The sequence below is a fragment of the Hyphobacterium sp. CCMP332 genome (genome assembly GCA_014323545.1).
Taxonomy (GTDB): Bacteria; Bacteroidota; Bacteroidia; order Cytophagales; family CCMP332; genus CCMP332.
In genome coordinates this window covers 1,195,266-1,216,065 of the sequence record CP058647.1, presented here as the reverse complement: position 1 = coordinate 1,216,065, position 20,800 = coordinate 1,195,266, and the positions used below count along the sequence as shown (strand labels likewise).

Below are 20,800 nucleotides of genomic sequence, written 5' to 3'. Positions count from 1 at the left end.
CTTATTGACAGCCTGCAAAAGATGCAGTTTCAGTGAAATAAATACTGAAATCAGCCATTCCGGCTTCTTTTTCGAAATATATGCTAAAGTCAGCCATGCCCCGATTGTTTACAAAATACCACAAACCCGCCTTATCAGCATAGGTGCGGCTGTATTCTTCATAAATCAGCATTTGTGCAAATGCCTCTGATTCCTCCTCGTAAACTGTGTAATGCGCAAGATTGCGGTCTTCCCTTTCGATATACACGGCACCTTTTAATTCGCAAAAGGTCTGAGTTTTTTGATGTAGTATTTCTGTCGAAAAAAAATTATGCAATATGAGAAGGTATATAAACATTAAAATGATTTTGCTATATCCACAAAGCCCCTTGATTTCAAAGAAGCGCCGCCGACCAGTCCACCATCTACATCTTCACATGCAAAGAGCTCCCTGGCATTGTCAGGTTTTACACTTCCTCCGTAAAGGATGCTAATATTCTGAGCAGTTTCTATGCCATATTTTTTAGCGATCATTGAACGAATTTCGCGATGCATTTCCTGGGCTTGCATGGGACTTGCCGTCAATCCGGTTCCTATAGCCCAAATTGGTTCATAGGCAATGATTATTTTTTCGAAGTCCAGTTTAGATAAATGAAAGAGGCTCTCCTCAATTTGAGAAGACACATAGACATTTTGCGTCCCTTTTTCCCTAATTCCAAGAGGCTCTCCACAACAGAAAATTGGCCTCAGATTGTGCTTTAAGACCGCATCTACCTTTTTTTTGATGGTTTCGTTGCTTTCATTAAAAATTTCTCTTCTCTCGCTGTGTCCCAATACCACATGACTGAGATTTATCCCCTTGAGCATAACAGGAGAAACTTCCCCGGTAAATGCACCAGAATCTTCAAAGTGGCAATTTTGGGCACCAACATAAATATTTTTATTTCCGGTGGCCAGTTTCTGTACTTCAAAGGCATGGGTAAAAGGAGGAATTAATATAATATCGACATCGGAATTTAATTCTGAAGCCGCCATATTAATAATTTCAGAGCTGAGTTTATTTCCCTCTTCTCTATTGGTATTCATTTTCCAGTTTCCTGCAACAGTGTTTCTTCTCATAATTAATTAATAAGGCATCAAATTTAGTAATTTTGTGTTCTGACTAACAGAAGAAATTCAAAACAGAGCGTTAATTTGATAGAAACACTGGCAATAAAAGATAAGAAGGAGGAAAAGGCAGTCCTGGTATCTTTAATCGTACGAAATGAAACGGAACTTCAGGCAGAAGAATATTTGGAAGAACTTGCTTTTTTGGCGAAAACAGCAGGCATTTCAACTTACAAAAAATTTACTCAAAAAGCAGACCTGCCACACGTTTCTACCTATGTTGGTAAAGGAAAACTGGAAGAAATCAATGAGTATATTATTTCCAATGATATAGATACGGCAATTTTTGATGATGAATTGACACCATCCCAGGTACGGAACCTCGAAAATAAATTGAAAATCAAGATCTACGACAGGAGTTTGTTAATTCTTGACATTTTTATGCTGAGGGCCAAGACAGCGCAAGCTAAAACCCAAGTAAAACTAGCGAGATACGAATACCTGATGCCACGCCTTACACGCATGTGGACTCACCTTGAAAGACAAAGAGGAGGAACCGGAACGAGGGGAGGGGCCGGTGAAAAGGAAATTGAAACCGATAGAAGGATTATTCGAAACCAGATTAGTCTATTAAAGAAAAAGCTTGAAAAAATAGAACAACAGGGGATTACACAAAGAAAAAGCCGGCAAAATATGGTTCGTGTGGCTTTGGTAGGTTATACCAATGTGGGCAAATCGACCTTAATGCGAATTTTGTCTAAGGAAAATGTTTTTGCAGAGGACAAACTCTTTGCGACAGTTGATTCAACAGTTAGAAAAGTTGTTTTGGATAAAGTTCCTTTTTTACTAACCGATACCGTAGGATTTATAAGAAAACTTCCCACCTCTTTGATTGAGTCATTTAAGTCCACACTAGATGAAGTAAAAGAGGCGGATATATTGCTCCATGTAGTGGATATTTCGCATCCGGGTTTTGAAGAACAGATGGAAGTGGTAGATAAAACGCTACAGGAAATAGGAGCGGGCGATAAGAAAACCATTTTGGTTTTTAACAAGATCGATAATTATACATACGATCCTGAGGACCGTCCTTTTGACGAAAACACACCTGTACCATTGGAAGAGCTGAAAGAAAGCTATCTCAGTAAATCTCACAAAGAGGCTATTTTTATTTCAGCAGCTAAAAAACAAAATATCAAAGAGTTGAGGGAGATCTTAGCAGATAATGTTAAGGAGAGGCATTATATGATCTTTCCTAATTACGCGGGAAGTTAAAAGTTAGAAGTATAAAGTTAAAAGTTGCAAATATTCAGTTTGAAGCTTTTGCCATATTCTTTTTAGATGATTTAATTATTGCAATTAGCATATAAATAATCTGTTTATTTTGGCTTTTCAACTCAGTATATTGACACTTTTCCAAATAATCAGCACATTTTAATAAATCTAACCAATATATAGTTTCATTTGCTTCCTTAAGAGCAATTGCAAGTTTATGAATAAAGTCTTTTTTACTTTCCGCAAATTCCGATTCTCGGATTAATGCGCCAATGCTAGTACTACTACGTAAAAACTGTTTTGAAATAATATATTCCTTGTTACTTTGAAGCTTCTTGAAAGTCTTTAATGAATTTAAAGCGAAGTCAAAACTTTTTTCTTTTATCTTTTGCGGCATTTTTTATCTAATGACACATTTTTTAATTCAAAGTGTAAAGACTAATGTGTGGACTTACGAAATTAATTAGCGTTAGTGGAATTTCATTTAGTAAAATCTTTAATCTTTAAACTTTTCACTTTTCACTTTTCTCTTTAATTCTCCATAGAAGTTAATTTCTAAATTTTGTAGCGATCTTTTCAATTAATGCATACATAAGAAACCCCCAAGGTGCAGCATGAAATAAGAAATCAAAATAATCTTGAGCTTGCATGCCTACGGCGCCACCCATAATCCATTTGATCTTGCCCCAGATATGCGGTTCGGGTGTAAAAGGTGCCAGGCCTAATGTAAGAGAAGAAAGTAAGCCGATTAAAATTTTGGAATTATTTTTTTGAATCATTCATTTATAATTTGGAACAATTTTAATTCAAAAGTATTTCAATGAAGTAACAAAGGTTACATTTGAGATGCTGAAAGATGAAGACTTTTGCATCAATAATTTAAAAATCGAAATCAAATGAGCATAGAAAAAGCAATACAAGAAGGAGGCGCATTAATTGATGTACGGACATCCATGGAATTTCAGTCGGGAAGTGTTGCAGGTGCAATCAATATTCCGCTCAACGAGGTGCCGCATAGACTTGAAGAATTAAAGGAAATGAATCAACCCCTGATTTTATTCTGTAGAAGCGGAGCGAGAAGCGAACAGGCCAGAGGTTATCTTTCTGCTCAGGGTTTAGACTGCTATAACGGCGGTTCATGGACAAATGTGAATCACATGATCTCAAATTTGAATTAGAATGGCAGGTAAAAGTTTTTCAGAACTGGTGAGTTCGGACAAACCCACTTTGATTGATTTTTCAGCTGAGTGGTGTGGGCCCTGTAAAATGCTGGCGCCGATCTTGCAGGAATTAAAAAAAGACATTGGAGATACGGCAAGTATTATAAAAATAGACGTTGATAAAAACCCGCAATTGGCCTCAAAATTTCAAATTCAGGGTGTCCCCACTCTGATGATATTTAAGAATGGGGAAATGAAATGGAGACAATCGGGAGTAATTCCTGCCTATCAACTCAAAAATCTTTTGGCCCAGTATCAATAAAACCCTGGATATAATTTTAGATTAAAGTACTTTCTGTATCGTTTTTCGATATCCGGAAGGGCTTTTCCCGGTAAATTTTTTGAATTGATTTACAAAGTGCGAGTAATTATTAAAACCACTTTCAAAACTGACCTCAGTTATTCCAATCTCTTTTTCTGTCAATAGTTTTGAGGCGTGAACCAAGCGGTATTCATTTAAGAATTGTGTAAATGTTTTATCTGTGATTTTTTTGAAATAACGGCAAAAAGAGGGCACTGTCATGCTAACCAAATCAGCTATTTCATTTAATGTTATAGGTTTTTGGAAATTTTCCTTTACGTAATTCAAAACTTTGTTTAAACGGTCATTATCCTGAGGTGATGATACAAGTAAAAAGCCATTGGCATTGAGTATTTTGTAATTCCTTGAATTGGATAAATCTCTTAAAATCTCGAGAAGCAAGAGGATTTGTTCAAATTTATCTTTGTTCACCAATTGCAGGATCTTCTCTCCAATAATGTTTTTGTCCTCTTCACCAAAAGATAGTCCTTTTTTGGAGCGCTCAAATAGATTGTTGATTCCTTTCATTTCGGGGATGTTAAAAAAATCATCGCCCAAAAAGTTGGGAAGCATTTGAATCACAGTTTCACTTTCACTACCACTCAAGCGATTGGTAAAACCCTGGTGAGGCAAGTTCGAACCAATCAATACCAACTCGCCTCCATTAAAATAGGACAGATGACTTCCTATATGTCTTTTACCACTACCTTCTTTGACATAAACCAATTCCAATTCCGGATGATAATGCCAAAATGGCCTTGTATTTCTGTTAAATTTATCAAAATGTCGCACGAGCATCGAGCCTTCATGGGGCATTACTACTTTTTCGAGCTGTGGATTGGTCAATTTTGTATTTATCATATTCATTTTATACACAAATAGCCTGTTTATAATGCAATATTAATCATATTATATGTTATTTATTCTATATTATGTTAATATACCATATAAATTGGTGAATTGTCTTGTATTTAGGCTCTATAAGGCTTACTACCTTTGAAGAGTCAATTAAACTTATATACTATGAAAAATGCGATGAAAATTCTATCGATCTTATTGCTGGCAGGATCGCTTACTTTATCGAATGCAAAAGCCAACAATAAAATTAATGTAAACATAAAAGATCAAACCAAGGTCCAGGTCGAGTTGACGGAATTTGGTGATAACTATTCAATTGAAATCAGAAATTCCATTGGAGAAAGTATTTATGAATCTCACAACCTGAGCATTGTAAATCTGAAATTTTCCGTGGATCTTTTAAATCAGGAAAAAGGTTTGTACCATTTGATTGTGAAAAATGATGTTCGGATGAAAAAGGTCCCAATACTTATTGGTGATCAGCATGTATCAATAAATACGAATCAAATTAAAACCACTTTTTTCCCTCAACTCGAAAAGAATGGCAATTCGGTTCTTGTAAAAGTAATCTCCAATGGAGAGAGCGATTTGCAAATGGACATTTCGAATGACCTGGGAATAAATCTTTATCATACACAAATTGGAGGTCAAAATGGTATGATAGGAAAGAAGTTCTGGTTTGAGCCCGGTGATTATATTGTCACTTTCAACAGCAACGACTACCAATTCCAGAAGGAATTGAACATTAAGTAAGTTTGTTTTTTATCATGATTGCGAAAAGCCTTTTCATTTTTGGAGGGGCTTTTTTTGTTATAATACCTCAATTCTATTTCTGTATTGTTCAATTTTCCCTTCTCTTTCCAATTGCTTTAACAATCTGGAAATGACGACCCTTGAGGTGTTGAGTTCATTGGCAATTTGTTCATGTGTTTTATGGATTTGGTACGAACCACTGGCCTGTTTACTATCCAAAAGAAATTTGTACAAACGCTGATCCATCTTCATAAATACCATTGAATCAATGGCGTTTAGTAATTCATCAAAACGGAGCTGATAGGCTTTAAAAATGAACTTCTTAAAATTTGGATATTTAATAAGCCAATCATCAAGATATTGCATAGGCACCATCCAAAGCACAGAATCTTCTTCTGCAACAGCTGAAAAATTACTTTTTTTTCCTTCTATACAGCAGGTTATGGACATGGCACAGGTTTCACCACCTTCCAGATAGTACAAAAACATTTCATGCCCATCGTTATCATTTCTGCTGATTCTAAGATTCCCGGAAATCACAAAAGGTACATCTTTTGTTTCGGAACCCTGATGAATTAAAATCTGTCCTGCCTGCACTTTTTTTTGTCGACCTACAGATTTTATTTCTTCGATCAGCGCTTCACTAAAACCTGAATATTTAAATATTTTATCGATGTCTTTTGTCATAAATGGGTATGAATGAAGTTCAAAAATAGGCTTATTATGAATTTACACTTAATATTTAGAAATTTTGTTCTGCCCGTATGAGAATTGGCCTCATTTTCAATTGATACCTACATAAACCAAATGGTACATACAGACAGGCAGGGACGTTTCCTCGCCATGAATTGAACGAAGTTCTAATTCAAGGCAAAACTTTAGATACAGGTTCCCCTCCTACATCACTTGGTGATTCCGGTCGGCAGGGATTCCTGGTGAGGCCACTTTGGCGAGCAGGGAACTTTCCTTGCCATACATAGAATAAAGTTCTACTTCATGGCTAAACTTTAGATACAGGTACCCACCCTATAACAATTCGTGTTTCCGGTCGGCAGAGATTCCCTCCCTTATCATTTCAAATAACAAGTTGTCTGAAGCACTCTTTTTGCTAATTTTGACGGATTAATATGGCCCCGTAGTTCAATGGATAGAATAGAAGTTTCCTAAACTTTTGATACAGGTTCGATTCCTGTCGGGGCTACAAAAAAACCTAAACTTTAGATACAGGTTCCCCACCTTCATCAATTGTGATTCCGGTCGGCAGGGACTCCTGGTGAGGCTACATTTCTATTCATCCTTTTCCCGTTTTCGCTGCTCGAGCAAATCGATAAATTCTATGGCATTTAACCTGATATTGCTTAAGAAGGGTATATAATTCTGATAAATCATAATGTACTGATAGGCTACCCTGTTTTTGTAATCGTTGCTCGTTTTAATATAGTCGTAGTACTCCTGATTTGGATTTCCTGTTTGAATGGTATAAAACCATTCATAATTATCACGCCAGTGTTTTAGCACGTCAAAAATGTCATCCTCTATACTTGATCTTATCAAGGGAAGTGTTCTGTCTATCACACTGTAAAATTCCAATAGCTGGCTGATCACCGTGTCGGATTTCACATAGTCTAAGTCATTGTATTCCATTAATCGATAATATCCTCTTTGACTCACTTTAAATAACCTGAAATTTGTAATCAAGCGGCAGCCCGGGCAAGGCAATGAATCGCTTAATAAACTATCAAATAAAATATGATTAAAGCGTTTTTCTTTCCTTGCATATACAGCCAAAATATTATTTAAACTCGCGGTATCTGATTTTAATTCTTCAAGCACTATTTCCAATGAATTCTCAACCGCCTGTTGTTCTTTGAGGCTTTCATTCCAGTTATTTAGCGATACAGCTACCAAAATTCCGCAAACCACCAGTGCAATTTCGCCAATGGCATAACGCAAAATTTTTAGTACCCCCGATCCGGGTTTTAGAGAACGCAATAGATAGCCGGATTTGAACATGAATAATTAAAATGAGATTCCAAATAAATCAATTTTATTTATTACACCATTTTTGACTGAAAGATTTTCTTAATATGAGATGAATATGCTATAGAATTTGTTTTACAAAAAAGGCTAAAGTAAAAATTAATACCCATGAGAACTTATTTATTAATAATCACATCTGTTTTCCTGTTTCTTTCATCATGCCAGACTAAAACCAAGAAAGAAAATCTTGAGCTCAAAGAAAGAATAACTGTATTAGAACAGGAAAACGAGGCTTACAGAAAAAAAGAAATCAAGCTAAATACTTCAATTAAAGATTATAGGAAATTTTTAAAAGATATAAATAATAACCTTAAGGAAATAGATATCAGCAGCTCTATTATTGGCAAACTTGATTCTGAAATAAATAAAGATGCCAATATTCAATCGGAAATTAAATCAAGACTTAAAGCGGTCGATGAACTAATAAGAAATTCCAAATTAAAAATATTTGCGCTGGACGCTCAGTTAAGCAGCTTAAGAAAAACATCAAAAGATAAAAGCGAGGAAATTCTTTCTCTTGAAGCGGAACTGGGAGAAGCGATTCTGGAACTTTTAAAAAGAGAAAACGAATATTTGGAATTAACCAATAGCCTCGACGAACAAATTGCTTTAACGAGGGATCTAAAGGCCATTTTAAACAGGGCTTTTTATTATATCGGTTATTCAAAAGAGTTAAAGGATAATGGTATAATCGAAAATGAAGGGGGCTTTATTGGAATTGGCAAGGTAAAAGTAATTAATGCCAATGCTCCGGATTCATTATTTACCCAAATTAGAAAAGATGAGATGGACTCTTTATTATTCAGTGCAAAAAAAATTGAATTGGTGACGCCTCATCCTGAAAACAGTTATATCATAAAATCAAAGAATTACCAACACGCCCTTGTGATTACTGATAAAGAAAAATTTTGGGGAACGGGAAATTATCTGATCATTCAGAAATATTAATAAGGCTCACTTAAATATCTTCGAATTTAAGAGATATAATTTTTGAATGCCTGAGGAATGTAATGTGCGGAGGGATAATTCAGCCCCAAATCCTTTTTTTCTTTGTCGCTCAATACAAAGGCTCTATGTAAATAATGATCGGATAAAGGACTTAATTCTGGAATCCATTTTCTTATATAATTTCCTTTTTGATCGTAAGTCAGAGATTGTTTCAGAACATTGAAATACCGATCTTCTCTCGGATCTGCACCAACACCAGCTACATATTGCCAATTGCCATAATTACTACAAACATCATGATCAATGAGCATTGACTCGAAATATTGAGCGCCCCAAAGCCAATTGAAATTCAAATCTTTAGTCAAAAAACTGGCCACATTTTGGCGGCCTCTATTCGACATGAATCCCGTATTTTTTAGTTCTAACATGTTGGCATCGATGAAGGGTATTCCCGTCATACCGTTCTTCCACATTTCAAACAACCCTTCATCAGTTTGCCAACTTTTTTGTAGCTCCTTGGCGCCCTCCAATTTGAAAAGTCTGCTACCAAGTTTTTGAGCTTGTATATTGAAAAAATCTCTCCAGATTAATTCAAAAACCAGCCAATAGGTGGATTTGTTTTTAATTTTTTGAGATTCGTATTTTTTTATTTCCTGAAATATTACCCTGGGACTCAAAGAACCGTTGGCTAGCCATGGAGAAAACTTTGAAGAATAGTCAGTGCCTATAAGTCCGTTCCTTGTTTCTTTATAAGTTTTGATCAGCTCTTTATCCCAGATGTATGAATTGAGATGTCTCATTCCTGCACTTTCACCACCTTCAAATGGAAATGCTGTTCTGGTATCTTCCGGGGTTTCTTCTAATCCTAATTGAAATAAAGAAGGTAGCTCTGTTTCAGGTTGTGTATTTATGCTATTTAATCGCCGAGGTTCAGGAAATACTGCGCGTACCTCTACTTCTTTTTCCAATTGTTTTCTAAATGATGAAAAAACATCAGGACACTGATTAACAGGAAAGGGGAGATCATCTTTATGGAAAAGCGTTGAACCCCAATATTTGTGTGTATTTATATTGTAAGAGAAGAGTATATTTTCAAGACTTTCAGCGATTTGTAGTTCTTCTGTTCCGGACTCTTCATGAAAATAGACATCCTGGATTTTAAAAATTTTGCAAAGTTTGGGAATGATGTCTTCAGGTTTTTCATGAACTACACAAAGTTCACCGCCTTTAGAATTAATTGATGCTTTAAGATCGAAAACACTTTGAATTAAAAAATTGGCTCTGAAACTCCCAGTGCGTTTTAAACCGATAGAGTCATTTTCAAAATTTCTCGGATCAAAGCAATAAAGGCACAACAATTCATCGTGCTTTGCCGAGGCTTTGTACAGAGCCTCGTTGTCGGATATACGCAGATCATTTCTAAACCAAACTAAAGCTCTCTTATTCATGCTTTGCATTCAACTTATTCCTTTTACATCGTTCACTACAGTATTTTACCTTTTCCCAGTTATTTCTCCATTTTTTTCTCCAGACAAAGGGTTTTTTGCAAACCGGGCAAATTTTTTCAGGTAATTTCTCCTTTTTATGCAATTCAAAATGGTCTAAATACATAATGCCATTAAAGGCCTTTTGTTCTTTTGGGATTAAAGATTATCTCTGTTTTTTAAATAATAATTGGCTTGCTCAATAATTTTCGATTTCTCTTCATTATCCATTTTATTGAGAAGATTATACATCATTCCCATGCGCGGATTTCCTTTGAGTTTATCTTTTTGGTTGTCGAGGAAATTCCAATACAATGAATTAAAGGGACATGCATTTTCACCGTACTTTTTCTTGTGATCGTATTTGCAGTTTCCGCAATAGGCGCTCATTTTATTGATGTAATTGGCGCTGGAGATATAAGGCTTTGAAGAAAGCAATCCACCATCAGCATATTGACTCATGCCACGTGTATTGGTTATTTCCACCCATTGAATGGCATCGATATATACCCCCAAATACCAGGCGTCCACTTCATTGGGATCGCATTCCATGAGCAAAGCAAAATTACCTGTGACCATTAATCGCTGAATATGATGCGCATAGGCAAAGTCCAGCGATTGGCCGATGGAATGTTCGAGGCATTTCAAGTTTGTTTTTCCCGTCCAGAAAAATTTGGGCAGCGAATTGCTAAAACCAAAATAATTCTCCTTTTCATAAGACGGCATTTTCGCCCAGTAGATTCCACGCATATATTCACGCCATCCTAAAATCTGCCGGATAAATCCTTCAACGGAAGATAAATGTTCTTCATGCAATTCCTCGTAGGCCTCTTCAATTCTTTCGATAACTTCTTTTGGAGAGATCATTTTTAAATTCAGGGCAAAGGATAATCGGGAATGAAAATTGGACCAGCTTTTTTCTCCCATGGCATCCTGATAAGGGCCAAATTTTTTAAGATTATTTGCGATAAATTCCCTTAAGAGCTTTAGGCCATCTCTTCTGTTAATTGGCCATATGAAATTCTTTTCATCTACATTTCCAAAATAATCCAATCCTGCATTGTCTATCTCCTCTTTCATCAATGACAAATCGTATTGAAAAGTATATGGCTCCGGAATTTCCATGCCTTTTGGAATTTTTTTTCGATTTTGCTGATCGTAATTCCAGGAGCCACCTTCAGGTTTGGCACCGTCCATGAGAATATTGTGTTTTTTTCTCATGTATCGGTAAAAGCTTTCCATCAAATACTCTTTTTTTCCAAAAAAATCGGCTACTTCATTGCGTTCTGAAATGAAATGTTCGGAACTAAATGCCAGGGATTCAATATTTAATTTTCCTGACAAGGACTTTAATAAATGATCAAGCCGGTATTCATCCGCTTCCTGATATTCCAGCTTTTTTATGTTGTGTTTTTTGATTAGAGATTTAATATTTTTCTCAAAGCTGTGTTGATTGTCTTTGTCAGAAATTTTAAAATATTTCACCCGATGGCCATCCGCTTCAATTTTTTCACTGAAACTTCGCATCGCAGCAAAAAATCCAAGCAATTTCTGAATATGATGTTTTACATAGTTTGATTCCGCTTTAATCTCCATGAGAACATAGAGCACAGAATCATCTTTTTCTGCAAACCAGGAATGTCTTTCATTGAGTTGATCGCCGAGTATGAGTCTGAGTGTCTGCAAATTTTTAATTTATTGATAAACAATTATCGGGCATTCATGTTTTTGAATTTGTATGGCATACACCCTAATCCTATTTATGCATCTTTTGAGCACAGCTATAATGTTCGGTGTCATTTGGTTTGTTCAAATTATACATTATCCACTATTTGCTTTGGTAGAGGAGAAAAATTTTGCCAGTTATGAAAAAGAACACGTAAGACTAACTTCTTTTTTAATTATGCCTGCAATGCTATTGGAGCTTTGCACTGCTGTAGTATTAATATTTTTTGCTTCCGCTCATGAATTGCCTTATTTCTGGTTAAATCTGATACTATTGACAGGGATATGGTTAAGTACTTTTTTTCTTCAGGTTCCATTACACACCAAACTCAGCAGAATAAAAACAGAACCGGAAATAAGAAAATTGGTCAAAACAAATTGGATAAGAACTGTTCTTTGGACTTTACGCTTTATCCTACTTTTTTGGGTATTAACTTTTTCAGCATGACAGAAACACAAGGGAAATTCATTTTAAGAATAGCGGGAATTTACAATATGCTTTTTGGATTGGTTACGATTATTTTTCCCAATTTATTTTTCGAAATGGCGGGAATGGATCTTCCGCTTTATCCCATGATCTGGCAATGCGTTGGAATGATAGTAGGCGTATATGGTTTGGGGTATTGGATAGCAGCAGGTGATCCCGGGCGGCATTGGCCAATTGTTTTAGTGGGCTTTCTGGGTAAACTTTTTGGTCCGATAGGATTCGCATGGTATTTAGCCCAAGGGGTATTTCCTTTTAAATGGGGACTTATAATAATGTTTAACGATATAATTTGGTGGCTTCCCTTTGGGATCCTATTATATGAAGCTTACAAAGCATCAAAAAATCAGTTAAGTTATGCAAGACGCTAAAACCAATAAAGGAATAACTATTTATGAATATTCACATGACTCACGTGTGATGTTGGTTTTTTTAAGACACTTCGGATGTACATTTTGCAGAGAAATGTTATCGGATATATCTAAGCTTAAAAATACCATAGAGCAAAAAGGAGTGATGATTGTGTTGGTGCATATGGTAGGCGAGGATGAGGCAAAAAAAGTACTTTCTGAATACAGACTAGAAGATCTACCAAGAATAAGCAATCCTGAAATGGATTTGTACAGCGCCTGGGGTTTAGAGCAGGGTTCCGTCAGTCAACTGTTTGGAATGAAGGTATGGTGGAGAGGTTTAACCGCCGGTGTCATCAAAGGGCATGGCATAGGCTGGCTAAAAGGCAACGGCTTTCAAATGCCGGGGATATTTCTCCTCGAAAATGAAATGATCATCGATCAATTTATTCATGATTCGGCTGCGGATCGCCCCAATTACTGGGAAATGGCTTGTTGTGAGTAAATAATCTATTTTTCAAAGACAAGCACGTCCTGGAAATACAAGCCCGGAATTTCCTTCCAGTTGCCGGGATAATACTTGTTTAACTTTAATCCCGATGTGGATAATAGTTTTTGGAAAGCCTCCTCATTGATTCCAATGGCATCTTCAGGTGTATCTACCCATTCCGGACAAAACCAATTCTTTGAATCGTAAGCGGCCTTATTAAAAATCCATTTTTTCTGTCCTGATGCATGATATCTACCTTTTTTATTTTCTCTAATCTCTAGAGATTTATTGTATTCATCATCCAGATAGAAGAAGGAAATCATAGCTTTTCCACCGGGTTTTAAAACTCTCTGAACTTCTTTAAAATAAAACAAAGAATCTTCTTCTCTTAAATGGGTCCAAACCGAAAGAGCACAAATCAAGTCTTTGCTGTCGGATTCTACAGGCCAGGGTTTTAGTTCATCGCTTTGTGTAGTGACATATGAGGGGTTAGAAAGATCAAAATGCACAAAAGAGAAATTATTTTGACTGTAATGTTTTTTGTTAAATTCAATCTCATATTTCATCACATCCAATCCGATGTAGGAGCCGCCTTCTTTTGTAAAAGGCTCAACAGCAATGCCAAGAAGTCCGGTTCCACAGCCAATATCCAATACCTGATTATTACTTTTTTTAGGTAAAATATGATAAAATAGTGTCTGAAAAATTCCAATGACATGGGCCCATTCAGCATAGGATAATTTACCTCCCCGCCGATTTGGAAAGCCGGGTATAAATTGAATATTTCTGGCTCTGCGTATGTGTTTTCTGTCTATTTTTCTAAACAGGTTATCCAGGTAGGTGAAATATCTGAAAAACAGCTTGTCGCGCATTGCAATGTCTATTGATTTGAAAACGCAAGTTAATAGCAATTAGCAATAAGCCATCAATACAGAAAACTAAAAATTTTTACTCATAAGAAATGCTATCGATAGGATTCAGCGTAGCGGCTTTATAGGCCTGAATACCTACAGTTGTAATGGCCACCAATAGCGCCACCAATCCGGCTATTGGAAATATCCACCATTGTATGTCTACGCGATAGGCAAAATCATTTAACCATACGTTTAATCCATACCAGGATATTGGGATTGAAATGGCAACAGCCACAATGACAAGTGTAACAAATTCTTTACTTAATAGAACTATGATATTTTCTTCTGTTGCTCCTAAGACCTTTCTGATTCCTAATTCTTTGGTTCTCTGTTCAGCGGCAAAGGCGGTCAGACCGAGGAGACCCATACAGGCAACGACAATGGCAAATATTGAAAATGTCGTTATTACTTTACTCATGATATTCTCGGTTTCATACAAACGGTCGAGGTTATCTTCGAGAAAGAAATATTCATATGGTGTATGGGGAAAAAATTCAGACAATACTTTTTTAGTATGACTCTTCACGCCTTCAAAATCTTTGCCGTCAAAGCGAACAGTCAAATAATTGGCGCCCATTCCAAATCGCGTTACTCTTGGGCCTTCAACAACGATTGGAGTAACATCGTGATGCAAGGAAGCAAAATGAAAGTTCTTTGTGACTCCAACAATTTTGACAGTTCTACCCTGCGTTTTATATAATTTTTTATTGATGGCATCTTCCGGAGATTTTAAACCGAGTTTTTGAACAAAAGCCTCATTGACGATACCGGGTGTATACAATGTATCTCCTCTAAACTCTTTGAGAAAATCCCGGCCTGCTAATAACTCTACACCAAAGGTGCCGGCAAAATTTTCTGAATAATTGATAAATGCGATTTGAAGATTTTCCTGTGAGCCTTCAAAACGATAAGAATCGGTTTGATGACCACTTCCCATAACATGAGAAGTTCCACTCATATTGCTAATACTCGGATGATCCACAAACTCCTGGTACATGGCATCCCATCTGGCAATTGGAAGGCCATTGTTAAAAGGAACGACCAAAACTTTTTCTTCATCAAAGCCCAGATTTGCTTTTTGCAGATATCTCAACTGCTGAAAAGCCACGATGGTACCGACAATTAAAATAATCGAAATGGAAAATTGCAAAACAACCAAAACCTGTCTGAACCCAAATTTTCGCATACTCAGGCTTATACCTCCTTTCAAAACTTTTGAAGGTCTGAAACTCGATAAATAAAATGCGGGGTAAATGCCTGAAATTATTCCTGTGATAAGGCCAATACCAATAAAACTAAATATCATGAAAGGCTCCAGCACAAAATCGTGATTAAAACTTTTACCTGAAAAACTGTTAAAGGTATTTAGCAAAAGTTCGGCGAATATTATACCGATCAAAAGTGCGACAAAACTTTGGAAGATGGTTTCGCCTAAAAACTGACTTACCAATTGACCTTTATGTGCGCCCATTACTTTACGCATACCCACTTCTTTTGATCTGTTGGCCGTTCTTGCAGTGGCCAGATTGATAAAATTGGTACATGAAATGACCAATACCAGAAAAGCGATTACCGCAAAAATATAGACATAGGTAATATCGCTGTTGGGGTGCATTTCAAAATCCAGATTGGATTTTAAATGGATATCGTCGAGTGGCATCAAATACATTGTAGATACATCTATAATGTGATCGGGAAAATATTTTTTAACCAGCTCAGGAAAACGGGACTCAAGTTCTTTAGGATCAACCCCATCTTTTAGAACGATGTAGGTCCATGCGGGATTCCAGTAATAATTATTAAGTGTCCATTCTCTTAGGGCCGGGTAAATTGGCACCAATACATTAAAATCGAGATGCGTATTTATGCCACTGGGGTCGATCACGGCTCTCACGGTAGAACTTTGATCCTGTCCCTGTCCGCGCATTTCTTTTCCTATAGGATCCTGATCTCCAAAATATTTTTTTGCAGCTTCTACTGTCAGTACAACACTAAATGGATCTGACAAGGCCTTGTCAAGGTTTCCTTTTACAACGGGGTAATCAAAAATTTCAAAAAAGGAAGAATCGACAAAGAATAGTTTTTTTTCTATATATGTTTCGTCTTCAATTTCGAGCACAAACTTGGAAGACTGAAAATTAAAGAGCCGAACTGCATTTTCAATAAGATCGGGGTAATCGTTTAATAGTGTCCTTTTCATTGGAATAGGGACACTGGCTGAATTTTCACCGCCACCAGGAGAAGCGATTATTTCGCAAACCCGGTAGGTTTTATCGTGCTTTGAGAATTTCTTTTCATAAGACAATTCGTCTCTGATAAACAAGAGAATCAGAATAAAACAAGTAATGCCTATGGCTAGCCCAAAAATGTTTAAGAAAGTATAGAATTTATCTTTCCAAATATGACGAATCGCAACGAGTATATAATTCCTGAGCATAGTTCTGGATTTTTATTCTATAGATTGCATCAATAGAAGTGCCATAATAAATAAGCCCCTGAAATTCAGAGGCTTAATCTATTTAAATATAATTTTTATTGTTCAATTTTTAATTGAAATGTTCTATATCGGACATTATGGTTCGACAATAATTTTAATAACTTCTGAGGCATGGCCCTTTTTAAAACGCAGATACAATAAACCATTGATCCCCTTTTGGTCGAGACTAAGGGGAAGTGTGCTTACTCCTTTTTGAATTTTTCTTACCTCAATCCTTCTTCCCATCACATCCACAATTTCCATTTCAATTTCAGAGTCCAAAGCCTTATTAAAATTCAATGTAAAATCTCCGGAGTTTGGATTTGGGTATGCTTTAATTTCCAATGAATTTAACAAAGTCTTAGCTTCCAGAGCCACCGGTGATTGACTGGCCAAATCGCTCAGCCAAATACCTCTACCAAATGTTGCAGCGTATAATTTTTGATTTATATAATCAATCTCAAGATCGCTGACAATTACATTGGGAAGGTTAGTACTGAATAATTCCCAGCTGCCCAGCGTATCATTGGAATAGTATACCCCGACATCTGTTCCAACATAAATTGTATTTAAAGGTGATGATTCCTGGTGGACAATGACATTTATAGGAACATTTGGCAAATTATGGGAAATGTTTTGCCAGTTAATACCATCGTTTGTAGTTAGGTAGACTTTTTCTCCATCTTCAAAACCACCAAGAGTAACATAAACAGCATCACTGCTACCACTTGCACACTCTACACTTGTAAAAAAAAGGCTATCAGGTAATCCATTCGTCCTATTATTCCAATTTGTTCCTCCATTGCTTGATACCCAAAATTTACTGAGGGTACTTCTTGAAAAATACAACCTGGAAGCTACATATATTTTATTGTCATTAGGAAAATCAAGATCAAAATCCGAGATGGGAGGTGCAACGTTCGAGCCGCTCATATTGGGAAAGTTGGAAATAGCAGTCCAGTTATCCCCTCTGTCTGTACTTTTCCATAAATCTCCGTAGCCCAAATAAACGTTGGTCGGATTACTGATATTGACCTCAATTGGTGTGGTCCAACCACCTTCATCACTGTTCGAAGGCGTATTGCTGATATAATTAAAATTTTGCCCCCCGTCATCGGAACGATAGAAATTTCCGTATTGAGAAGATCCGTAAACGATATCGGGATTTATTGGATCCATGGCACAATCCATGCCATCACCGCCAATTACATTCAACCAGGAACTGGGTGTTTTTACTGTTGTAGAATTATCCTGAGATCCTGCTACTAAATAACCCGGATTAGCGATGCTCAGTCCAAGGCGATAATAAGAAGTGATCTGCATATCGCTCAAATCGGTCCATACCGTTGGCCATGTGGCACCATTGTTTATGTTGGTCCATGTTTCAAAGCCCACCTGATAGGTTTTTGAAAGGCCACCATCATGACACATATAATAGGCTTGATTCAATGGATTATAGGCAAAGAAATGATGATCGGCATGCACGCTGGGACCGTAAAAACCGAGCCAGTAACTGGCGCCTTTCCAGCTTCCACCGGCATCGTCTGAACCCCAGATATTAATGCCTCCGGTCATAATTCTAAATTTATTTCCGGCATCAACCAGGAGGGAAAGATCATATGTACCCTGGCCACCGGATCCACTTCCACTGCCCCAGTGCAGGATGTTAGGTGCGTTTGAACTGTTGGATTGTTGATTCCAGGTAGCACCGGCATCATCTGAAAAATACAGGGCATAATAACCTCTGCTCATACCACATGTAAGTGCATAAATGGCATTATTATCACTTGGTGCTATGGCTAGTTTAATCCGTTGAACAGCATTTTTTCCGGGAATCCCGGTATTTAAAGTGCTCCAGCTTTGGCCGAAATCTACAGATTTTAATATTCCCGCCGTTCCGATATTTCTATTGGCTAAATAGCCTGTGGCTGCATAGATGACATTGGGGTTTACAGGGTCCTGAACCAAATCCCAGATCAGGGAATCATTAATTTGAATCCAGTTGGCACCGGCATCGGTCGATCGGTAGATGCCATTGACACCTCCCGCGACCAAATTTTGAGTATTATTCGGATCGATAAGCACTCTTCGTGTCAAGGAAACATCCAATTGTGTTTGGTTGAATGTCAATCCGGTTGGAGCCCATGTATTTCCTCCATCTGTCGTCTTATATACACCCATGCCGTAATGCGTGTGACGTTTGCGATCATCCGTATCCAGTGCAACGCCGATATAGGCATAATCACCCACACATACATACAAAACATTTGGATTGACGGGATCCACGGCAATGTCACTGATTCTTATAATGGGCAAATTGTCTGAAATCGGATTCCAGTTTTGTCCGCCGTCAATTGTTTTCCATACTCCGCCCTGTGCAACTCCGACCCAGAAAATATTTGAATCCGACGGATGGAAGGCAATTGTATTAATTCTTCCCATTCCGTGCTGTCGGTCGGGAAAATTGGAAGGATATAAAAAGTCGGGGCCTACCGGCGACCAATTACTTGATTTTTGAGAGCTTGAATTTTTCTTTAATTGATTGACATTAATAGCCTCCTGAAGAAAAATATCCGGGTTACTCATGCTACCATCGGTATTTAAGCGCTTCGATTGAAAGTCAAGCCATCGCGCCTGCCATTTCCAAGCTTTGACATTATCCAGATCGTTTTGATTTCTGAATTGATCGTATTCCTTTTCTAATTTAGAAAAATTTGATTCCTGCATTTTAGATTGTGCAGATACAGCACAATGCAAAAAAATGAAGGCAAAAACCAAGGCCGACTGGAGTAAATACTTTTGTGTTTTAATCATAATTGTTAATCAGTAATTTTAAAAGAAGAATAATCAAAGATAAGTTCGGAATAATAAAAATTTACAAGTTTTGAATTTATTGGCAATATCTCTTTTTGTGGTTAGCGATATTTTATAAAAATAAAACCTCTTGAACGTATTATTGTTCCAAAAATAAAAGTACATGGCAAAGGCAAATCCGGAATTAATAGCTGCGATGAGACGAGCAGCTGACAGAATAGAAAAAGAAAAAAATTATCAGTGGGGCCATATGGGGCATTGCAATTGCGGATATCTGGCTCAGGAACTAACCAGTTTGAAGCCGGCAGAAATTCACCGGATTGCATTGCAAAGAAGTGGGGACTGGAACGATCAATGTGAGGATTATTGTGATAATAGTCGTATGCCCATTGATCTGCTGATTTCAGAATTGCTGAGTAAAGGCCTGAGTATAGAAGATTTGATGAAACTCGAAAAATTAAGTGATAGATTTGTATTGTCAAGGCTTCCAAAGGATCAAAAATATCTGGAAAGAAATAATAATCAACACGTTGCCATTTATCTCAATACCTGGGCCAATTTACTGGAAGAAGATTATTTAAATAATGTGGAAATTGAGAAATTTTCCATCGAGCTAAATGAACGTGAAATTATTGAGCTCTAATTTCAGTGATACTTAACTATAATGTAATATTGTGATCACACAAAATATAAATGGGAGTAAGCCGTACTGATTTATTTGATCTTGAGCAGAATGCCATTGCTCAATTGGCACGCATATTTTCACATCCAGCGAGAATTGCTATCCTTCAATATTTAGCTGAATCAAAGACTTGTATTAATAATGACCTGGTTACGCATCTTGGTCTTGCACAACCTACCGTTTCACAACATTTGCGTGAATTAAAATTAGCAGGTTTAATTAAGGGCAATATTGAAGGAAATTCCGTTTACTATTGTATTGACATCAACAATTGGAAAAATGCAAAATCTGTTTTTAATCAATTGTTTGAATTGATTAATGTAGATAAAGATCTCTGCTAAAAACACTATTAAACTGAACCTATTTTACGTTTATTCCAGACTTCATTGTTGTCAAAAACAACTAATATTTTGGGAGTGCCGCAAAGGTTTGATTTATCTGTCAAAGCATTTAAAAAGACAATAATCTCTTTGTTCCTAATCCCTTAGATTCAACTGATCACATGGCCGCATTTGATTGGGAACATAATATCCGAGGCTTTCAATTCTAGCTTTGAATTGATTTTACCAAGAAAAACGGCTATCATTTTTAATTGGGAAAATGCTTTTTGCAGTTTATTAATTGTCAAGCTGTAGTTCTGGCATAAAGGACATTCCTGTGAAAGAAAAAAGATTAAAAGGGCCTCACTCTTAAATTCTTCCAGTTTGATTTTCTTTCCTTTATGGGTTTTGTATGATTTTTGAAGTTCTTCTTTAGTCCATTTAATTTGTGCTTTCACATGAAAACCCATGCAGACGAGCAAAATGAAAATCAAACTCTGAAAAAACTTCATTTTGCAAAGCATGCGAAAAAGTGTTATTTCGATGATTATCCTGGATTATTTAACTGTTAAATTATCTC

24 protein-coding genes and 1 tRNA gene are annotated in these 20,800 nt (G+C 36.7%); 11 read left to right on the top strand and 14 right to left on the bottom strand.

All coding sequences use genetic code 11. The features are described from left to right. Window position 1: 1 nt before the first annotated feature. Complete coding sequence (locus HZR84_05320) at window positions 2-337, bottom strand: hypothetical protein (GenBank protein QNL21379.1); 336 nt, start codon at window positions 335-337, stop codon at window positions 2-4. After that, window positions 337-1,098, bottom strand: a complete 762-nt coding sequence (locus HZR84_05315) for a triose-phosphate isomerase (GenBank protein QNL21378.1) — start codon at window positions 1,096-1,098, stop codon at window positions 337-339. Before HZR84_05315 ends, HZR84_05320 begins: the two co-directional genes overlap by 1 nt. A gap of 78 nt (window positions 1,099-1,176) precedes the next feature. On the opposite strand from HZR84_05315, the gene hflX reads away from it, so the two are divergent. After that, window positions 1,177-2,361 carry a GTPase HflX gene (hflX, locus tag HZR84_05310; GenBank protein ID QNL23197.1) on the top strand — a complete coding sequence of 395 codons (1,185 nt, stop codon included), beginning with the start codon at window positions 1,177-1,179 and terminating at the stop codon, window positions 2,359-2,361. 34 nt (window positions 2,362-2,395) lie between these two features. On the opposite strand, the gene HZR84_05305 is transcribed toward hflX, so the two are convergent. Together HZR84_05305 and HZR84_05300 are read right to left on the bottom strand one after the other, a co-directional pair. Beyond that, on the bottom strand, window positions 2,396-2,758 hold the full coding sequence (locus tag HZR84_05305) for a four helix bundle protein (protein ID QNL21377.1): 363 nt from the start codon (window positions 2,756-2,758) through the stop codon (window positions 2,396-2,398). A gap of 151 nt (window positions 2,759-2,909) precedes the next feature. After that, window positions 2,910-3,140: a hypothetical protein gene (locus tag HZR84_05300; GenBank protein QNL21376.1), complete on the bottom strand. Its 231-nt coding sequence runs from the start codon at window positions 3,138-3,140 to the stop codon at window positions 2,910-2,912. 117 nt (window positions 3,141-3,257) lie between these two features. Here HZR84_05300 and HZR84_05295 point away from each other — a divergent pair, with 117 nt between their 5' ends. Further along, window positions 3,258-3,539, top strand: coding sequence for a rhodanese-like domain-containing protein (locus tag HZR84_05295; GenBank protein ID QNL21375.1), 282 nt, complete (start codon window positions 3,258-3,260; stop codon window positions 3,537-3,539). 1 nt (window position 3,540) lies between these two features. Beyond that, window positions 3,541-3,843: a thioredoxin gene (gene trxA / locus HZR84_05290; GenBank protein ID QNL21374.1), complete on the top strand. Its 303-nt coding sequence runs from the start codon at window positions 3,541-3,543 to the stop codon at window positions 3,841-3,843. Between the two features lie 21 nt (window positions 3,844-3,864). Here the strand turns inward: trxA and HZR84_05285 are convergent, their stop codons facing one another. Continuing rightward, window positions 3,865-4,698 carry a helix-turn-helix transcriptional regulator gene (locus HZR84_05285; protein QNL23196.1) on the bottom strand — a complete coding sequence of 278 codons (834 nt, stop codon included), beginning with the start codon at window positions 4,696-4,698 and terminating at the stop codon, window positions 3,865-3,867. A 219-nt stretch (window positions 4,699-4,917) separates the two neighbouring features. On the opposite strand from HZR84_05285, the gene HZR84_05280 reads away from it, so the two are divergent. After that, the gene (locus tag HZR84_05280; GenBank protein ID QNL21373.1) at window positions 4,918-5,493 is read left to right on the top strand and encodes a hypothetical protein; all 576 of its coding nucleotides are present in this window, start codon (window positions 4,918-4,920) and stop codon (window positions 5,491-5,493) included. Between the two features lie 57 nt (window positions 5,494-5,550). On the opposite strand, the gene HZR84_05275 is transcribed toward HZR84_05280, so the two are convergent. Then, window positions 5,551-6,180, bottom strand: coding sequence for a Crp/Fnr family transcriptional regulator (locus HZR84_05275; GenBank protein ID QNL21372.1), 630 nt, complete (start codon window positions 6,178-6,180; stop codon window positions 5,551-5,553). A 442-nt stretch (window positions 6,181-6,622) separates the two neighbouring features. Between HZR84_05275 and HZR84_05270 the strand changes: the two genes are divergently transcribed. Beyond that, a tRNA-Arg gene (locus HZR84_05270) sits at window positions 6,623-6,694 on the top strand. Window positions 6,695-6,780: 86 nt separating this feature from the next. Here HZR84_05270 and HZR84_05265 read toward each other — a convergent pair. Continuing rightward, complete coding sequence (locus HZR84_05265) at window positions 6,781-7,506, bottom strand: hypothetical protein (protein ID QNL21371.1); 726 nt, start codon at window positions 7,504-7,506, stop codon at window positions 6,781-6,783. A 135-nt stretch (window positions 7,507-7,641) separates the two neighbouring features. Here HZR84_05265 and HZR84_05260 point away from each other — a divergent pair, with 135 nt between their 5' ends. Then, a complete protein-coding gene (locus tag HZR84_05260; GenBank protein QNL21370.1) occupies window positions 7,642-8,481 on the top strand; it encodes a hypothetical protein in 840 nt (279 codons plus the stop codon). Window positions 8,482-8,507: 26 nt separating this feature from the next. Here the strand turns inward: HZR84_05260 and HZR84_05255 are convergent, their stop codons facing one another. Genes HZR84_05255 through HZR84_05245 form a run of 3 tightly spaced genes read right to left on the bottom strand, consistent with a single transcriptional unit; the run spans window position 8,508 to window position 11,651 of the window. After that, entirely contained in the window at window positions 8,508-9,929 is a 1,422-nt protein-coding gene (locus HZR84_05255; protein ID QNL21369.1) for a DASH family cryptochrome, read from the bottom strand. Then, window positions 9,922-10,092, bottom strand: a complete 171-nt coding sequence (locus HZR84_05250; protein QNL21368.1) for a DUF2256 domain-containing protein — start codon at window positions 10,090-10,092, stop codon at window positions 9,922-9,924. The genes HZR84_05255 and HZR84_05250 overlap by 8 nt, the downstream gene beginning before the upstream one ends. Before the next feature lie 32 nt (window positions 10,093-10,124). Then, window positions 10,125-11,651, bottom strand: coding sequence for a cryptochrome/photolyase family protein (locus HZR84_05245; protein ID QNL21367.1), 1,527 nt, complete (start codon window positions 11,649-11,651; stop codon window positions 10,125-10,127). A 52-nt stretch (window positions 11,652-11,703) separates the two neighbouring features. Here HZR84_05245 and HZR84_05240 point away from each other — a divergent pair, with 52 nt between their 5' ends. From HZR84_05240 to HZR84_05230, 3 genes are read left to right on the top strand one after another with little or no spacing between them, the layout of a single operon-like run. Beyond that, window positions 11,704-12,138 carry a hypothetical protein gene (locus HZR84_05240; protein QNL21366.1) on the top strand — a complete coding sequence of 145 codons (435 nt, stop codon included), beginning with the start codon at window positions 11,704-11,706 and terminating at the stop codon, window positions 12,136-12,138. Next, window positions 12,135-12,545, top strand: a complete 411-nt coding sequence (locus HZR84_05235) for an alkyl hydroperoxide reductase (protein ID QNL21365.1) — start codon at window positions 12,135-12,137, stop codon at window positions 12,543-12,545. Before HZR84_05240 ends, HZR84_05235 begins: the two co-directional genes overlap by 4 nt. Then, window positions 12,532-13,029 carry a redoxin domain-containing protein gene (locus tag HZR84_05230; GenBank protein QNL21364.1) on the top strand — a complete coding sequence of 166 codons (498 nt, stop codon included), beginning with the start codon at window positions 12,532-12,534 and terminating at the stop codon, window positions 13,027-13,029. The genes HZR84_05235 and HZR84_05230 overlap by 14 nt, the downstream gene beginning before the upstream one ends. Window positions 13,030-13,034: 5 nt before the next feature. Here the strand turns inward: HZR84_05230 and HZR84_05225 are convergent, their stop codons facing one another. From HZR84_05225 to HZR84_05215, 3 genes are all read right to left on the bottom strand, one after another. Next, complete coding sequence (locus HZR84_05225; protein QNL21363.1) at window positions 13,035-13,886, bottom strand: methyltransferase domain-containing protein; 852 nt, start codon at window positions 13,884-13,886, stop codon at window positions 13,035-13,037. A gap of 76 nt (window positions 13,887-13,962) precedes the next feature. Next, window positions 13,963-16,365, bottom strand: coding sequence for an ABC transporter permease (locus HZR84_05220; protein QNL21362.1), 2,403 nt, complete (start codon window positions 16,363-16,365; stop codon window positions 13,963-13,965). Window positions 16,366-16,500: 135 nt separating this feature from the next. After that, window positions 16,501-19,218 carry a T9SS type A sorting domain-containing protein gene (locus HZR84_05215; GenBank protein QNL21361.1) on the bottom strand — a complete coding sequence of 906 codons (2,718 nt, stop codon included), beginning with the start codon at window positions 19,216-19,218 and terminating at the stop codon, window positions 16,501-16,503. Window positions 19,219-19,381: 163 nt separating this feature from the next. Between HZR84_05215 and HZR84_05210 the strand changes: the two genes are divergently transcribed. Next, window positions 19,382-19,861: a hypothetical protein gene (locus HZR84_05210; protein QNL21360.1), complete on the top strand. Its 480-nt coding sequence runs from the start codon at window positions 19,382-19,384 to the stop codon at window positions 19,859-19,861. Between the two features lie 50 nt (window positions 19,862-19,911). Then, window positions 19,912-20,241 (top strand): winged helix-turn-helix transcriptional regulator, encoded by a 330-nt coding sequence (locus HZR84_05205; protein QNL21359.1) that lies wholly within the window; start codon window positions 19,912-19,914, stop codon window positions 20,239-20,241. Window positions 20,242-20,390: 149 nt separating this feature from the next. On the opposite strand, the gene HZR84_05200 is transcribed toward HZR84_05205, so the two are convergent. After that, window positions 20,391-20,732 carry a redoxin domain-containing protein gene (locus HZR84_05200; GenBank protein QNL21358.1) on the bottom strand — a complete coding sequence of 114 codons (342 nt, stop codon included), beginning with the start codon at window positions 20,730-20,732 and terminating at the stop codon, window positions 20,391-20,393. Between the last annotated feature and the right edge of the window lie 68 nt (window positions 20,733-20,800).

What these genes read in the sequence shown, in the direction of transcription:
- HZR84_05220 (QNL21362.1), bottom strand. Translation starts at nt 16,365, where the DNA reads ATGCTCAGGAATTATATACTCGTTGCGATTCGTCATATTTGGAAAGAT.
- HZR84_05235 (QNL21365.1), top strand. Translation starts at nt 12,135, where the DNA reads ATGACAGAAACACAAGGGAAATTCATTTTAAGAATAGCGGGAATTTAC.
- HZR84_05280 (QNL21373.1), top strand. Translation starts at nt 4,918, where the DNA reads ATGAAAATTCTATCGATCTTATTGCTGGCAGGATCGCTTACTTTATCG.
- trxA (QNL21374.1), top strand. Translation starts at nt 3,541, where the DNA reads ATGGCAGGTAAAAGTTTTTCAGAACTGGTGAGTTCGGACAAACCCACT.
- HZR84_05255 (QNL21369.1), bottom strand. Translation starts at nt 9,929, where the DNA reads ATGAATAAGAGAGCTTTAGTTTGGTTTAGAAATGATCTGCGTATATCC.
- HZR84_05305 (QNL21377.1), bottom strand. Translation starts at nt 2,758, where the DNA reads ATGCCGCAAAAGATAAAAGAAAAAAGTTTTGACTTCGCTTTAAATTCA.
- HZR84_05300 (QNL21376.1), bottom strand. Translation starts at nt 3,140, where the DNA reads ATGATTCAAAAAAATAATTCCAAAATTTTAATCGGCTTACTTTCTTCT.
- HZR84_05295 (QNL21375.1), top strand. Translation starts at nt 3,258, where the DNA reads ATGAGCATAGAAAAAGCAATACAAGAAGGAGGCGCATTAATTGATGTA.
- HZR84_05225 (QNL21363.1), bottom strand. Translation starts at nt 13,886, where the DNA reads ATGCGCGACAAGCTGTTTTTCAGATATTTCACCTACCTGGATAACCTG.
- HZR84_05215 (QNL21361.1), bottom strand. Translation starts at nt 19,218, where the DNA reads ATGATTAAAACACAAAAGTATTTACTCCAGTCGGCCTTGGTTTTTGCC.
- HZR84_05200 (QNL21358.1), bottom strand. Translation starts at nt 20,732, where the DNA reads ATGAAGTTTTTTCAGAGTTTGATTTTCATTTTGCTCGTCTGCATGGGT.
- HZR84_05275 (QNL21372.1), bottom strand. Translation starts at nt 6,180, where the DNA reads ATGACAAAAGACATCGATAAAATATTTAAATATTCAGGTTTTAGTGAA.
- HZR84_05240 (QNL21366.1), top strand. Translation starts at nt 11,704, where the DNA reads ATGGCATACACCCTAATCCTATTTATGCATCTTTTGAGCACAGCTATA.
- HZR84_05315 (QNL21378.1), bottom strand. Translation starts at nt 1,098, where the DNA reads ATGAGAAGAAACACTGTTGCAGGAAACTGGAAAATGAATACCAATAGA.
- HZR84_05210 (QNL21360.1), top strand. Translation starts at nt 19,382, where the DNA reads ATGGCAAAGGCAAATCCGGAATTAATAGCTGCGATGAGACGAGCAGCT.
- HZR84_05250 (QNL21368.1), bottom strand. Translation starts at nt 10,092, where the DNA reads ATGTATTTAGACCATTTTGAATTGCATAAAAAGGAGAAATTACCTGAA.
- HZR84_05320 (QNL21379.1), bottom strand. Translation starts at nt 337, where the DNA reads ATGTTTATATACCTTCTCATATTGCATAATTTTTTTTCGACAGAAATA.
- HZR84_05260 (QNL21370.1), top strand. Translation starts at nt 7,642, where the DNA reads ATGAGAACTTATTTATTAATAATCACATCTGTTTTCCTGTTTCTTTCA.
- HZR84_05265 (QNL21371.1), bottom strand. Translation starts at nt 7,506, where the DNA reads ATGTTCAAATCCGGCTATCTATTGCGTTCTCTAAAACCCGGATCGGGG.
- HZR84_05205 (QNL21359.1), top strand. Translation starts at nt 19,912, where the DNA reads ATGGGAGTAAGCCGTACTGATTTATTTGATCTTGAGCAGAATGCCATT.
- HZR84_05285 (QNL23196.1), bottom strand. Translation starts at nt 4,698, where the DNA reads ATGCCCCATGAAGGCTCGATGCTCGTGCGACATTTTGATAAATTTAAC.
- HZR84_05230 (QNL21364.1), top strand. Translation starts at nt 12,532, where the DNA reads ATGCAAGACGCTAAAACCAATAAAGGAATAACTATTTATGAATATTCA.